Annotated in this window: 16 protein-coding genes; 8 read left to right on the plus strand and 8 right to left on the minus strand. The window is 61.8% G+C overall.

The features are described from left to right. Positions 1-12: 12 nt before the first annotated feature. Together ACFX4T_RS20645 and ACFX4T_RS20650 are read right to left on the minus strand one after the other, a co-directional pair. On the minus strand, positions 13-804 hold the full coding sequence (locus ACFX4T_RS20645) for an SDR family oxidoreductase (protein WP_377653802.1): 792 nt from the start codon (positions 802-804) through the stop codon (positions 13-15). A gap of 125 nt (positions 805-929) precedes the next feature. Next, entirely contained in the window at positions 930-1,655 is a 726-nt protein-coding gene (locus tag ACFX4T_RS20650) for a beta-ketoacyl-ACP reductase (RefSeq protein ID WP_223946041.1), read from the minus strand. A gap of 153 nt (positions 1,656-1,808) precedes the next feature. Between ACFX4T_RS20650 and ACFX4T_RS20655 the strand changes: the two genes are divergently transcribed. Genes ACFX4T_RS20655 through ACFX4T_RS20670 form a run of 4 tightly spaced genes read left to right on the plus strand, consistent with a single transcriptional unit; the run spans position 1,809 to position 3,923 of the window. Then, positions 1,809-2,309: a DUF3099 domain-containing protein gene (locus ACFX4T_RS20655; protein ID WP_223946042.1), complete on the plus strand. Its 501-nt coding sequence runs from the start codon at positions 1,809-1,811 to the stop codon at positions 2,307-2,309. Beyond that, complete coding sequence (locus tag ACFX4T_RS20660) at positions 2,306-2,581, plus strand: hypothetical protein (protein WP_216925759.1); 276 nt, start codon at positions 2,306-2,308, stop codon at positions 2,579-2,581. The genes ACFX4T_RS20655 and ACFX4T_RS20660 overlap by 4 nt, the downstream gene beginning before the upstream one ends. Next, positions 2,582-3,454 (plus strand): SURF1 family protein, encoded by an 873-nt coding sequence (locus ACFX4T_RS20665; RefSeq protein WP_223946044.1) that lies wholly within the window; start codon positions 2,582-2,584, stop codon positions 3,452-3,454. Next, positions 3,438-3,923, plus strand: a complete 486-nt coding sequence (locus ACFX4T_RS20670; protein ID WP_216925761.1) for a YbaK/EbsC family protein — start codon at positions 3,438-3,440, stop codon at positions 3,921-3,923. The genes ACFX4T_RS20665 and ACFX4T_RS20670 overlap by 17 nt, the downstream gene beginning before the upstream one ends. A 152-nt stretch (positions 3,924-4,075) precedes the next feature. On the opposite strand, the gene ACFX4T_RS20675 is transcribed toward ACFX4T_RS20670, so the two are convergent. Further along, complete coding sequence (locus tag ACFX4T_RS20675; protein WP_377653805.1) at positions 4,076-5,674, minus strand: ABC-F family ATP-binding cassette domain-containing protein; 1,599 nt, start codon at positions 5,672-5,674, stop codon at positions 4,076-4,078. A 278-nt stretch (positions 5,675-5,952) separates the two neighbouring features. On the opposite strand from ACFX4T_RS20675, the gene ACFX4T_RS20680 reads away from it, so the two are divergent. From ACFX4T_RS20680 to ACFX4T_RS20690, 3 genes are read left to right on the plus strand one after another with little or no spacing between them, the layout of a single operon-like run. Then, positions 5,953-6,567 carry a biotin transporter BioY gene (locus ACFX4T_RS20680; RefSeq protein ID WP_216925763.1) on the plus strand — a complete coding sequence of 205 codons (615 nt, stop codon included), beginning with the start codon at positions 5,953-5,955 and terminating at the stop codon, positions 6,565-6,567. Between the two features lie 33 nt (positions 6,568-6,600). Next, on the plus strand, positions 6,601-7,353 hold the full coding sequence (locus ACFX4T_RS20685; RefSeq protein ID WP_216925764.1) for an energy-coupling factor ABC transporter ATP-binding protein: 753 nt from the start codon (positions 6,601-6,603) through the stop codon (positions 7,351-7,353). Continuing rightward, entirely contained in the window at positions 7,350-7,979 is a 630-nt protein-coding gene (locus tag ACFX4T_RS20690) for an energy-coupling factor transporter transmembrane protein EcfT (protein WP_216925765.1), read from the plus strand. Before ACFX4T_RS20685 ends, ACFX4T_RS20690 begins: the two co-directional genes overlap by 4 nt. Before the next feature lie 57 nt (positions 7,980-8,036). Here ACFX4T_RS20690 and ACFX4T_RS20695 read toward each other — a convergent pair whose 3' ends face one another. Then, positions 8,037-9,257 (minus strand): thiolase family protein, encoded by a 1,221-nt coding sequence (locus ACFX4T_RS20695; RefSeq protein WP_216925766.1) that lies wholly within the window; start codon positions 9,255-9,257, stop codon positions 8,037-8,039. Next, entirely contained in the window at positions 9,229-10,620 is a 1,392-nt protein-coding gene (locus tag ACFX4T_RS20700) for a class I adenylate-forming enzyme family protein (protein WP_377653807.1), read from the minus strand. The genes ACFX4T_RS20695 and ACFX4T_RS20700 overlap by 29 nt, the downstream gene beginning before the upstream one ends. Before the next feature lie 61 nt (positions 10,621-10,681). Between ACFX4T_RS20700 and ACFX4T_RS20705 the strand changes: the two genes are divergently transcribed. After that, complete coding sequence (locus tag ACFX4T_RS20705; RefSeq protein WP_377653809.1) at positions 10,682-11,581, plus strand: neutral zinc metallopeptidase; 900 nt, start codon at positions 10,682-10,684, stop codon at positions 11,579-11,581. Between the two features lie 91 nt (positions 11,582-11,672). Here the strand turns inward: ACFX4T_RS20705 and ACFX4T_RS20710 are convergent, their stop codons facing one another. From ACFX4T_RS20710 to ACFX4T_RS20720, 3 genes are read right to left on the minus strand one after another with little or no spacing between them, the layout of a single operon-like run. After that, positions 11,673-12,005: a metal-sulfur cluster assembly factor gene (locus ACFX4T_RS20710; RefSeq protein WP_216925770.1), complete on the minus strand. Its 333-nt coding sequence runs from the start codon at positions 12,003-12,005 to the stop codon at positions 11,673-11,675. 13 nt (positions 12,006-12,018) lie between these two features. Further along, positions 12,019-12,804: a Fe-S cluster assembly ATPase SufC gene (gene sufC / locus ACFX4T_RS20715; protein ID WP_216925771.1), complete on the minus strand. Its 786-nt coding sequence runs from the start codon at positions 12,802-12,804 to the stop codon at positions 12,019-12,021. Positions 12,805-12,848: 44 nt separating this feature from the next. Beyond that, on the minus strand, positions 12,849-13,205 hold the full coding sequence (locus ACFX4T_RS20720; RefSeq protein ID WP_377653811.1) for a non-heme iron oxygenase ferredoxin subunit: 357 nt from the start codon (positions 13,203-13,205) through the stop codon (positions 12,849-12,851). Between the last annotated feature and the right edge of the window lie 9 nt (positions 13,206-13,214).

The raw sequence follows: 13,214 nt of genomic DNA on the forward strand, positions 1-13,214 counted from the left end.
TGATGTCCGCCATCAGGTAATCCCGGGTGATGGGGTGCTGCAACGCTCCTGCCAGTTCCAGCGCGGCCTCGTGGGTGCTGCTCCGCCCACGTATTCGGTGTGGCCGGTTTCGACGTCGGCCGTCACCATCTTGGCGACCTCTGCCGCAAATTCTTCAACAGAATACAACTTGCCCGCTTCTGCACGGCGGGCCTCGATGGCGCCCGGGTTGGAGCGGTCAAGCAAGGTGGCCGTGACGGTGCCCTCGATCATGTCGCCGGAAACAACCACCAGCGAGATCCCTTTGTCAGCAAGGTTGGGCAGGAGTGCGCGCAATGCGTCCTCGCCGGCCCGCTTGCTCTTTGCCACGGGCTCGTATTCAGGCATGGTGGGAACGGTCTCCACGAAATGCGCCTGGTGGCTGGTCACGAAGACGACGCGCGAGCCTTCGCGCATGAGGGGAACAGCCGCATTGAGCATGTTGACCTGGGCGTCGCGGTTGAGCTTGAGGGCGTAACCCTCCTCCATTCCGGATTCCATGCCACCGGAAGCATTCAGTACCAGGACGTCCAGCGAACCGAACTGCTCCATGGCGGTGCTGGCAAGAGTGTGCACGCCTTCGTCGGTGGTGAGGTCTGCACCGACGGCCGCAGCGCGGCCGCCGGCTGCCTCGATTTCAGCAACTACCTTGTTGGCCCGCGGTGCCTTCTGACGGTAGTTGACGACGACGGCGGCGCCCTCACCCGCGAGGATCTTGGCGACTTCAGCACCGATGCCGCGGGAAGATCCCGTGACGATCGCGGTCTTGTTATCCAGCATTCCCATTCGTGCTCCTTTTGTTCACTTCGTCTAAAAATATGCGGGTCCGGGTTCCATCATGCCAGTGGTGGGAACGAACCCCTTTGTCGGGTGACGACAAAAACTGGCTGATAGCCTCAGTGCGTGCCGCTTTAGTGGCCCATCCCGAGACCGCCGTCAACGGGAATTACAGCGCCTGAAATGTAGGCGGCTTCATCGCTGGCTACCCAACGCACAACATTGGCTACCTCGGCAGCCTCGGCGAAACGACCTGCGGGCACGTTTGCCAGATACGACTTCTGGGTTTCCTCGGGCAGTTCTGCCGTCATGTCCGTGTTGATGAATCCGGGAGCTACCACGTTGGCCGTGATCCCCCGGCTGCCCAGTTCGCGGGTCAGTGAGCGTGCGATGCCCACCATGCCCGCCTTCGATGCGGAGTAGTTGATCTGACCCGGAGCTCCATACAGGCCGGACACGGATGAGATGAGGACCACGCGGCCCTTGCGGAGCCGGATCATGCCCTTGGAAGCACGCTTTATGACGCGGAACGCACCGGTGAGGTTTGTGTCCAGCACAGACGTGAAGTCGTCCTCGCTCATGCGCAGGAGCAGTGTGTCTTTAGTGATGCCCGCGTTGGCAACCAAAACCTCCACCGGGCCGTGCGCTTCCTCTACTGTCTTGAAAGCGGCATCAATCGAGGCTTCGTCAGTGACGTCGGCTTTGACTCCCAGGATGCCCTCAGGCAGTTCTGTTTCGCTTCGATAGGTCACTGCCACCTTGTCACCGTTTGCGAGGAAGGACTCGGCAATGGCCAGGCCGATGCCCCTGTTGCCGCCGGTAATGAGGACGCTACGGCCGGTGGATACTGTTTCAGACATACTTTCGCTCCAGGTTCTGCGGCATGGGTGTGCTGCGGTGAAGAGGGGATTTCCTGCCTCGATCTTATCGGGCACCTGCTCCAACCCGCGGGTAACCGGCCTGTCCCGCGGTTTGGGCGCCTACCGCCTTGGTGAGAGAATTGAGAGAAGCCTTTGGAGCGTGATGATTCAGCTGTGACACGAGAAAACAGTCCCCTGCAGCAGGTGCCCGGGGAACCGGACGCTTTCTCCGGCGACCCCGAAGTCCACAGCATCACCGATGCCGCAGCTGCCCACTCGGAGGACATGCGGGAGCGCATGATCAAGTACGCAGTGGCTATGGGTATTCGCATGGTCTGCATCATCCTGATCTTCGTGGTGGACGGCTGGTTGAAAATAATCGCCGTGGCGGGCGCAGTGTTCCTCCCTTGGATTGCCGTTGTCATAGCTAATGGCAGCGATAAGGCCGAGGACCACAGCGATTCCCTGCTGGACTACGTGGCATCAGCGGAAATCGAGGGCTCTTCGAACTCCACCGAAGACGAATCGACAGACAACGTCACGGTGCTGAAAGGCGAAGTGGTAGACGACGAGCCACCAGGTCAGGGAACAGAGCCTGACGAGACTCATACACCCAAGGCCGGCGATGCCGGCAACGAACGGGCGGCTTCATGAACATCTTTAACCTGGGCGGCGCCGGTTTGGGCAGCCAGGAGCCTGACCGCGCCACTGGCCCCGCTCTCTGCTCCCGTAAGGGATGCCGGGAGGGCGCAGCCTGGCAACTCCTGTGGAACAACCCGCGGATCCACACTCCTGAGCGGCGGAAAGTTTGGCTTTCGTGCAACGAGCACCGCGATTGGCTTGAGGACTACCTCCAGACCCGGGGCCTTTGGAAAGAGACCGTCCCTTTCGAGGCAGATGCCGCTGCCGTTGGCGAGGCCCGCTGAATGTATCGTTTCCTTTTCTCCAGCAAGTGGCTGGGCTATTTTGTTCTGGCCGTTATCTTCGCCACAGCATGCGTGTTCCTCGGCCGTTGGCAAATGGATCGGCGGGCAGAGACGCTGGCTGAGATCAACCGCGTAGTGAGCAATTACTCAGCGACACCGGTCCCTTTCGCTAACATCAAGGACCAGTTCCATACCATGGACCCCGAGCGGGAATGGACCCAGGTAGAGCTGCGCGGTAGCTACGACCTGAACGGCCAGCGCGTTGTGCGAAACCGTCCGTTGAATGGGCAGCCAGGTTACGACGTCGTGGTTCCTTTCCGCCTGAGCACCGGCGAAGCGGTGGTTATCGACCGCGGCTGGTTGCCAATTGGCAACAACACACCTGGCCGTCCCGACGTCGTTCCGGCACCTCCCGTGGGTGAGGTGACCGTGGTTGCCCGCCTCAAGCCAACGGAACCGAAGCTGGACCGCGGTGCGGTGGATGGACAGCTGCCATCCATTGACCTTGCCAGCTTTGCAAGCGAACTCCCCTACCCCATAGCGACGGGCGCCTATGGGCAGCTGGCAAGCGAGGATCCCGCGGTCCAGCCCATGCCGACGCCCTTCCCCAAACCAGCCACGGAAGAGGGCACGCACCTCTCCTACTCCCTTCAGTGGTTTGCCTTCGGCGTCCTGATGTTCATTGGCTTTGGTTACGCAGCCCGGCAGCAGGCGCGTAACGCTGCCATCGACGCGGAAGAGGACGAAGACGGCGAGGACGAAGTTATTGCCGTCAGTGGGCCGTCCAAGCGTCGTGTGCCTACAAGCCGAAAGAATAAGCGCCCCACGTCGGAAGAAGAGGAAGACGCAATCCTGGATGCCCAAGGTTACTGAAGCGATTCCGGACCCGGTGCTCAACGTGAAGTCGGCCCTCACGGCGGCAGGCGCCGAGGACACCGTCCGGATCTTCGAGGACAAAGTGCCCACCGCTGCAGCGGCCGCCTCGGTCCTTGGATGCGAGGTTGCGGCCATCACCAACAGCCTGATTTTCGAACTCGACGGCAAACCCTTGCTGATCCTCGCCAGCGGAGCCGCGAGAGTAGATACAACACTGGTAGCCAAACTACTGGGCACCGGAAAGATCCGCCGGGCGAAGCCTGATTTCGTGCTCAAACACACCGGCCAGGAAGTGGGAGGCGTCGCCCCTGTCGGTCACCCCAACCACATCCGCACCATTCTGGATATCTCGCTGAAGCAACACCCCGTCCTATGGGCCGGCGCCGGAGACCACAATTCAATGTTCTCCATCACCTACGGGGAGTTGGCTCACATCACTCACGCGGAGCCACTACAAGTCCGCTAACCGCCGTAATCGTGACGGGCCCCCGAGCGGCGCGACGCGGTTGAAGTGCGTAGCGTGCGTCTAAGCGAGGAACGAGCGAGCACGCGGCAAATCCGGCGCGCCGCGTAGCGAACGCAACCACGGCGCGCATCGGATGCAGAAGAGAACAGCCCCTACGCCAGCGTGATCAGGTCCAGGTAGTCCTCGTTCCAGTGATCTTCAACACCGTCCGGGAGCAGCACCACGCGTTCTGGATTCAGGGCCGAGACGGCGCCTTCATCGTGGCTGACCATGACGACAGCGCCACTGTAGTTTTTCAGTGCACCGAGGATTTCCGCACGGCTGGCTGGGTCCAGGTTGTTGGTGGGCTCGTCCAGGAGCAACACGTTGGCGCTGGATGCAACGATGGTTGCGAGGGCGAGCCGGGTCTTCTCGCCACCGGACAGAACACCGGCCGGCTTCTCGACGTCGTCACCTGAGAACAGGAATGACCCCAGAATGCCGCGAACTTCGACGTCCTTCATGTCCGGTGCGGAGGAACGCATGTTCTCAAGGACTGTGCGATCGTGGTCCAGGGTTTCGTGCTCCTGGGCGTAGTAGCCCACCTTCAATCCGTGTCCCGGGATGATGTCGCCGGTGTCCGGCTTGTCAACGCCTGCGAGCATTCGCAGGAGGGTGGTCTTGCCCGCACCGTTGAGGCCAAGGATGACCACCTTGGAGCCGCGGTCGATCGCCAAGTCCACGTCAGTGAAAATCTCCAGGGAGCCGTAGGACTTGCTGAGCCCTTCGGCGGTCAGTGGGGTCTTGCCGCAGGGTGACGGGTCCGGGAAGCGCAGTGCGGCGACGCGATCGTTTTCACGAACGGCTTCCAAACCGCCAAGGAGACGTTCTGCACGCTTTGCCATGTTCTGCGCTGCGACGGCTTTCGTTGCCTTTGCGCGCATCTTGTTGGCTTGGTCGATAAGGACCTGGGCCTTCTTTTCCGCATTGGCCCGTTCGCGCTTGCGGGCCCTTTCATCCGTTTCGCGCTGCTGGAGATAGCGCTTCCAACCCATGTTGTAGTAGTCGATCTGGGCCCTGTTGGCATCAAGGTGGTAGACCTTGTTGACTGTGGCCTCCAACAATTCAACATCGTGGCTGATCACGATCAACCCACCCTGGTGGTCCTTGAGGAAGTCGCGCAGCCAGGTGATGGAGTCGGCGTCAAGGTGGTTGGTGGGTTCGTCCAGGAGCAAGGTTTCTGCCGAGGAATAAAGAATGCGCGCGAGTTCCACGCGACGGCGCTGGCCACCGGAGAGGGTCTTCAGCGGCTGGTTAAGGATGCGTTCCGGGAGCGCAAGGTTGGAGGAGATCGCGGCCGCCTCAGCTTCAGCGGCGTATCCGCCGCCAGCCAGGAACTCAGATTCCAGGCGATCGTAGCGGTTCATGGCCTTGCGCTGTACAGCTTCGTCCTCGCTGGCCATCTCGGCCTGCGCCTTCTTCAGCTTCCCCACCACCACGTCCAAGCCACGTGCAGAAAGGATGCGATCACGGGCGAGCTGCTCCATGTCCGGGGTGCGGGGATCCTGGGGCAGATAGCCGATCTCACCGCTGCGGGTCACTTTGCCGCCTGCCGGAAGGCCTTCGCCGGCGAGGACGCGGGTCAAAGTGGTCTTGCCCGCGCCATTGCGTCCAACAAGGCCGATCTTGTCGCCTTTGTCCACCCTGAAGTTGACCTTGTCCATGAGCAGGCGTGCGCCGGCGCGGAGTTCGAGTTCCTGGACGGTAATCAATTCGGGTGATGCCTTTCAATGGGGAACGCCTGCTTGACCGGTTGGCCCGGTAGTAGCGGCGGGGACGGCCGTGAGAACAGCCTGTCCAAGTCTACCGGCACCCCGCCCTCCCCCGGACCTCACGTCGCCCGGGCGGCACGTTGTGCCATCCCACACAGAATTTTTACCCCCACTTGTTGAGAGGCTCCAAAAATGAGCCTTTCCAAGCTCCGTATCCTCACTATTGGGGGAATAAAACTTCGACCTCGCACCCACAGCATTTCCTGATAGGACCCGTCATGAGCCAAACCACCTCCGCCTCCGTGGAGCGCAACTCCTCGCGTAAGCGATGGACCGCCACAGACCTCGGCCTCATTGCCGTCTTCGCAGCCTTGGTGGCCGCGTCCGCGATCGTTCCCGGCATTCCGGTTGGCGCCCTTGGCGTGCCGATCACTTTGGTAACCCTCACTGTGATGCTTAGTGGCCTGGTGCTTGGCCCCGGGCGGGGATTCGCCGCCGTCGGACTCTATGTCCTCCTTGGCCTGGCCGGGTTGCCGATCTTCAGCGGGGGGCGCAGCGGACTGGGCATCCTCGCTACAGCTTCGGCAGGGTACATCATTGCCTTCCCCCTTGCGGCGGCGGCCACCGGCTATCTGGCGGCTTTGGTTATCCGCAAGACGGTAAGGAACCGTTCCCTGCTCCTGTTTGCTGCCGCGATGGTCAGCAGCATCGTCCTCATACACGGCCTGGGCGTTCTGGGCATGATGGTCAACGGCAAACTGGACTTCACCAAAGCCTTCATTGCTGATCTTGCGTTCTACCCCGGGGACATCCTCAAAAACGTCCTCGCCGTGATCATTGCCGTGGCTATTCACAAGGCCTTCCCGGATGTCCTGGTCCGCAGGGTCAAATAGCCTGCGTCACGCAAAGTCGGAAACAATATCTCTATGAACTCCATCAGCTTCAGCAGGGTCTCGGTTCGTGTAGCCATTGACGGCAGCAGCACGTCCAAGACCCTGCTGGAGGATGTTTCCTTGAGCCTTACAGAGCGGCGAATCGGCGTCATCGGAGCCAACGGTTCCGGAAAGTCCACGCTGTTGCGGCTGTTGAACGGATTGGTGGAGCCAAGCGAGGGAACCGTTGAAGTCCACGGCGATGACACAGTCAAAGCTGTGCGTAGGGTTCGTGCCAACGTCGGATTCGTCTTCACTGATCCTTTGTCGCAACTGGTGATGCCTACCGGCCGTGAAGACGTTGAACTCTCCCTGCGGCGCTCCATTAAGAACACCCGCGAACGAGCCGCACACGCGGAAGCAGTTCTTGACAGGTTTGGCCTGCTGCCCCTGGCAGACCAGAGCATCTATGAGCTCTCCGGCGGGGAGCGTCAGCTGCTCGCCTTGGCGGCAGTCATCGCCGTCAATCCCAAGGTGCTGGTCCTTGACGAGCCATCCACCCTCCTTGACCTGCGTAATCGCGAGCTACTCCGGCGCACCCTGACGGGCCTGGAACAGCAAGTCGTCATGTCCACCCACGACCTCGACCTCGCCCTGGAGATGGACCGCGTGCTGGTAGTGGAGTCGGGGCGGATAGTATTCGACGGCGATGCCGCCGAAGGTGTCGCCCGGTACCGGGAGCTGTGCGCAACTGCGCTCGACGAGGTTCCCGGCCTTGGCGAACGTCCGGGGAGAGGCCAGTCATGAGGGGCCACGGCTTCCTGATCGCAAACTATGTGCCGGGCAACTCGCTCATCCACCGAATCCCGTTGTGGCTGAAGTTCCTGGTGGTTGCAGCGTGCGGGACCGCGTCGTTCCTGATTGTCGACTGGCAAGTCTCGCTGTTGGTCTTCGCCATGATGTGCGGCTTGTTCTTGCTCAGCGGGGCCGGTTTGCGCCGCCTGACGCGGGCCATATGGACGGTTACGCCCGTCCTCGTGGTGATTGGATTGTTTCAATGGTGGCAATTGGGTGCCCCCACGGCTGCGCGCATCGTCCTGAATGTCCTGGTGTGCGTCGTCGCAGCCTCAGTCCTGACTGCCACCACACCCGTCCAGGACCTCTTGGACGGCGTTGTCTCCCTGGCCAAACCCTTCCAGCGCTTCGGTGCCGATCCTGAGCGTTTCGCGCTCACTATCGCCGTGATGCTCAGGAGTATCCCCTTCATTGCAGGAGCGTTTTCGGACGTCAGGGATGCGGCCCGCGCCCGTGGACTTGAACGCAACCCGAGGGCACTCATACTCCCGGTCTTTATCACGACGGTCGCTTATGCGCGCCAAACCGGCGACGCCTTGGCCGCCCGGGGACTCGGGGAACCGGACGTGCCCAACTAGGTCGCAGCTGAGCGCGTTTTGACGGCTCTAAACGCGCTCTAATGCGACGCAGTTGGGTCAGAGCCGGGCGTAGCGCAGGAGTGCTGCCGTGCCCATTCCCCCGGCAATGCTGATCATCGCCAAACCCAGCGGTGCGCCACCAGAGTTTTCGGATAGGTTTCGAGCCTGGGTGAGCAGGCGCGTCACCAAGACAGCCCCCGAAGCACCGTAGCCGTGGCCGAGCGCCAGCGCTCCGCCCTCTGCATTGGCTTTCCCAGGATCGATGCCCAGATGATCAAGGCAAGCGATGCTCTGGGAGGCAAAAGCTTCGTTGAATTCGATGAGCTCTACGTCCGTGGCAGCCACACCGTGCTGCGCCAACAACCGTTCCGCGGCGTGCGCCGCCCCGATGCCGAGCAACTCCGGATGCACTCCCGTTGTCTCACAACCCAAAACCAGCAAGCCGTCAACCGCGCCCATCTCCCGGGCACGCTTCAGGGAAGTAATAACGACGGCGGCAGCCGCGTCGGCGTCGAAACATGAGTTAGCTGCCGTGACAGTTCCGTCGGGGACGAAAACTGCCGGGAACCGTGACATCAGCGAAGCGCGCAACGAACGCTTGGGGCCGTCGTCGGCGTCGACGATCGTCCCGGCATTTTCAAGCGGCACGATTTCGCGCGCGAGCTTGCCCGCTGCAGCAGCCCCAAGAGCCCGACGATGGCTGCGGAGTGCGTACTCATCCTGCCGCTCACGGCTGATACCAAACGTGCGGGCCACATTTTCCGCGGCTACACCCATGTCGGGGTCACCAAACCCGGGTGGCACAAAGGTGGCCCGCGAATAAAAGTCCAGGCCGCCGTCGTCGGTCCTGTGGGCGCGCGCTGGAGCGGTACTGATGCTTTCCACCCCGCCAGCCAGATACAGCGGATCTCCACCGGCGCCAACCAGACGCGCGGCAAGTGCAATAGCATCCAGGCCGGAACCGCACTGCCGATCAACCGTGAGCCCGGGCACTGAGATGGGCAGGCCGGCCTGCAATGCGGCGAATCGCGCTACGTTTCCACCGCCACCAACAGCATTGCCCATGATGACGTCGTTCACACCGGCCGGGTCAATGCATGCCGACTCAATGAGGGAACGGATGACCGGCGCCAGGAGGTCCGGCGCCCGGAGATGCCTCAGCTGCCCGTTTGCACGGCAGATCGGAGTCCGCAGAGCCGCGATGATGACAGGCTGGCGGGACTCGTCCACTTCCGGCATGGAAGAGCCGCTACCCAAGGGGACGCGCCCGGGCATCATGGTTTTTGATCCAGTCGAGTAGCACCATCCGGCTGACCTTTCCGCGATCCGTAATGGGTAACTCGGACAGGACGTAGTACTGCAGCGGCCACTTGTCCCGCGCGAGCAGGCCGTCAAGGCCCGTGCGGAGCTGGGTCGCCGTGACTGCGCCATAGGCCGGAACGACGCCGGCAATCACCCTTTGACCCCGGATGTCATCCGGAGCGCCGGCCGCCACCGCAACTTCGATGCCTGGAACGGAGGCGAGGGCAAGCTCCACCTCGTGCGGGTACACGTTCTTTCCCGCGGTGATGATCATGTCCGAACGACGTCCCAGGATGTGCAGGGTCCCGTCGGCGAGATACCCTTGGTCCCCCACGGTGTACCAGCCGTCCAAGCAGCGGAGGGCCTGGCCGTCGTCTCCCCAAAGGTAGCCGTTGCTGACCATTCCACTGCGAACGCTGATGTTGCCGTGCTCCCCGTCCGGGAGGTTCTGGCCATTGTCGTCCAGGATTCGCAATTCCACACCAGGAAAAGGCCGGCCAATCCCCGTACCCCCGACGTCAAGGGGTTCTCCCGCAGCCAAGCGTGTGCCGGAGACGAAGCTCAATTCCGAGGCTCCGTAATACTCAAAGATGGCAGCATGCGGGGCCCAGCGGCGCGCCGCTTCCAACGTACGGCCATCGAGCTTGGAACCCGCGCAGATGATGCTGCGGATTCCGGAAGCATCCACGTCTCCCGCCAGGCCCCGTTCGCTCAGCAAACGAAGCATGGTGGGCGTAAGAACCAGTCTTGTGATGTTGTCATGGCTGATCGAAGCGTGGGCGTCGCCGACGTCGAAGGACTCCAGCGTGTGGAATGCAGAGCCCGCGTACAGGCACTCAGACAGGGCGTAGAGGTTCAAGCTGGAGGAGAGTGGACCTGCCGCCAGGGTCCGGTCTTCCTGCGAGAGCCCAAAGAACTCGATCGACGCCTCGAACGAAACCTGCCACGAACGGCGGGACCGCGTGAACGCCTTGGGCACTGAAGTGGTGCCGGAAGTGAGCCCAATCAGGAAGGTGGTGGAAAGGTCACCGTCAGTAAGTTCAAGGTGGGATGAGACGGTAGAGTCGGCGATTCGTGAGGTCACCTCTTCTACCATTGCTGCCGGCCACTGTGGGTCCAGCACCGCACAACGGCGCTCCCCCGCCACCGCCGCCGTGAACTTCGCGACGAAGTCAGTGGAGTTGGGTTCGGCAAGCACAGTGGTGGCCATCGCACGGCCAAGCAGGCCCGCCGCGGCGTCGCGGAGCTCGGCCCAGTTGAGCCGGTTGCGGCCCACAACGACGGCGGTGTCGTGGGGACGCTCATCGGCCCAGAGCTGAATTTTGTCCAGGAAAGGCATCCCCGCAATTTTACGGCAGTGTTCGCCCTCCGGCACCAATGGTGACGTCTATTCTGACTGTATGAGTTTCAATGACGGTGCGCAGCTTGACCCATCCCAAGTAGAAGACCGACGCGGCGGAGGCATGGGCCGCGGGACGAAAATAGGTGGCGGGATTGGTGGTGGCATCGTCGTGCTGCTTCTGGCCCTCTTCGGAATCAACCCCAACATCCTTGGTGACCTTACGGGCGGCGGAACCCAGCCGCCCGCCGTCGATGGCGGGAGCGGCGGTGTGCAGGAGTGCCAGACTGGCGCTGACGCGGACAAACGACTCGACTGCCGAATCACAGGCACTGTTAACAGCCTTAATGCCTTCTGGCCCGAATACCTGGCCCAGTACAACGTGCAGTACTCCCGGCCCGGAACGGTCATCTTCGACCAAGGAACCCAAACAGGATGTGGCCCTGCCACCACTGCTGTAGGACCCTTCTATTGTCCGGTGGACACCAAGGCATACTTCGACCCCGGGTTCTTCGATGAGCTCGTGACCCGTTTTGGTTCATCAGGGGGACCACTGGCGCAGGAGTACGTGGTGGCCCATGAATTCGGCCACCACATCCAGAACATCCTGGGCAATCTGGACCGGGCACAACAGGATCCCCAAGGGCCGCAGTCCGGTGCAGTCCGTGTCGAATTGCAGGCAGACTGCTATGCGGGACTCTGGGTTCGCCACGCAAGCACCCAGAAAGACCCGGCAACGGGCAAGCCGTTCCTTGACCCCATCACCGAGCAGGACCTGCAGGACGCGCTGTCCGCTGCGTCCGCCGTCGGCGATGACCGCATCCAGGAAGCCGCAACCGGACGGGTCTCACCGGAATCCTGGACCCATGGCTCCAGTGAACAGCGGCAGAAGTGGTTCTACCAGGGCTATTCCACGGGCGATATCAATAAATGCGACACCTTTGGTGTGGCAGCGCCCTGACCGCGTTTAACGTCGCCCGGTAAACGCAGAAATGGTTCCGGACCTAAGGTCCGGAACCATTTCTTTGCCCCTGGAGGGCGAAACCTGCTGATCAGATGTTGAAGCCCAGGGCCCGCATCTGGTCCTTGCCGTCGTCAGTGATCCGTTCGGGACCCCATGGCGGCATCCATACCCAGTTCAAGCGCCATTCATCCACTACGCCGTCGAGGGACTTGCCTACCTGCTCTTCCAGCACGTCCGTGAGCGGGCAAGCCGCCGTTGTCAGTGTCATGTCGATCAGGAGTGCGCCGTCCTCATCCGAGTACTTCAGGCCATAGAGGAGGCCCAAGTCCACGACGTTGACACCGAGCTCCGGGTCAATGACGTCCTTGAGCGCTTCCTCGACGTCCTCGAGGCTGGTGCGCGCCGCGTTGATTTCGGTCATGGAACGATCCTAACTAGCCCTGTACGGCAGGAGCAACGGCAACGCCTGCGCCTGCGGCGTAGCGGTCGTAGCCCTCTTCTTCAAGACGGTCGGCCAGCTCGGGGCCGCCCTCTTCAACAACCTTGCCGTCGACGAAGACGTGGACGAAGTCCGGCTTGATGTAGCGCAGGATGCGGGTGTAGTGGGTGATGAGCAACGTGCCCATGTTTCCCTCTGCATGTGCGCGGTTGACGCCTTCGGAAACTACCTTGAGGGCGTCGACGTCCAGGCCTGAGTCGGTCTCATCCAGAACGGCGAACTTCGGCTTGAAGAGCTCGAGCTGAAGGATCTCGACGCGCTTCTTCTCGCCACCGGAGAAGCCTTCGTTGACGTTGCGCTGTGCGAAGTCGGCGTCGATACGCAGCTGCTGCATGGCAGCCTTGACATCCTTGGTCCACGTGCGAAGGGCGGGTGCTTCGCCGTCGATGGCCGTCTTGGCGGTACGCAGGAAGTTCGTCATGGTGACGCCGGGAACCTCTACCGGGTACTGCATGGCGAGGAAGACGCCTGCACGGGCGCGCTCGTCAACGCTCATTTCGAGGACGTTTTCGCCATCGAGAGTGATGGTGCCGCTGGTCACCGTGTAGCGGGGGTGGCCGGCAATGGTGGAAGCGAGGGTGGACTTGCCCGAGCCGTTGGGGCCCATGATGGCGTGCGTTTCACCGGTCTTGATGGTGAGGCTGACGCCCTTCAGGATCTCCTTGGTGCCCTGCTCCGTCTCGATGCTGACGTGCAGGTCCTTGATCTCAAGAGTAGACATGCTCTTCTTTCTTTTCCGTTCGTAAGTCTGGTGATACTGGGCGCTCAGTAGTTGTCTACCGAAGCACCGTTCACAACGTTGGTCACGTCCACGTAGACGTCGTCACCATCGATGGTGACGGCGAAAACGGGAACGGGGTCGTAGGCAGGCAGCTGGAGAGGCTGTCCGCTGCGGAGGTCGAATTGGGAACCGTGGCCCCAGCACTCAATCGCACAGCCTTCAATCTCGCCTTCGGACAACGAGATGTCCGCGTGCGAGCAGGTATCGCCGATGGCATGGATCTCACCCATCGAGTCCCTCACGATGGCTACGGGGTAGTCATCGATCAGGACGCGCAGCGCCTGCTTGACCTGGATGTCATTGGCGTTGCATACCAGTTCGCCTTTGGTTTGTTCACTCATCGTTGTCCT

It is taken from the genome of Paenarthrobacter sp. YIM B13468 (genome assembly GCF_042788025.1).
Taxonomy (GTDB): domain Bacteria; phylum Actinomycetota; class Actinomycetes; order Actinomycetales; family Micrococcaceae; genus Arthrobacter; species Arthrobacter aromaticivorans.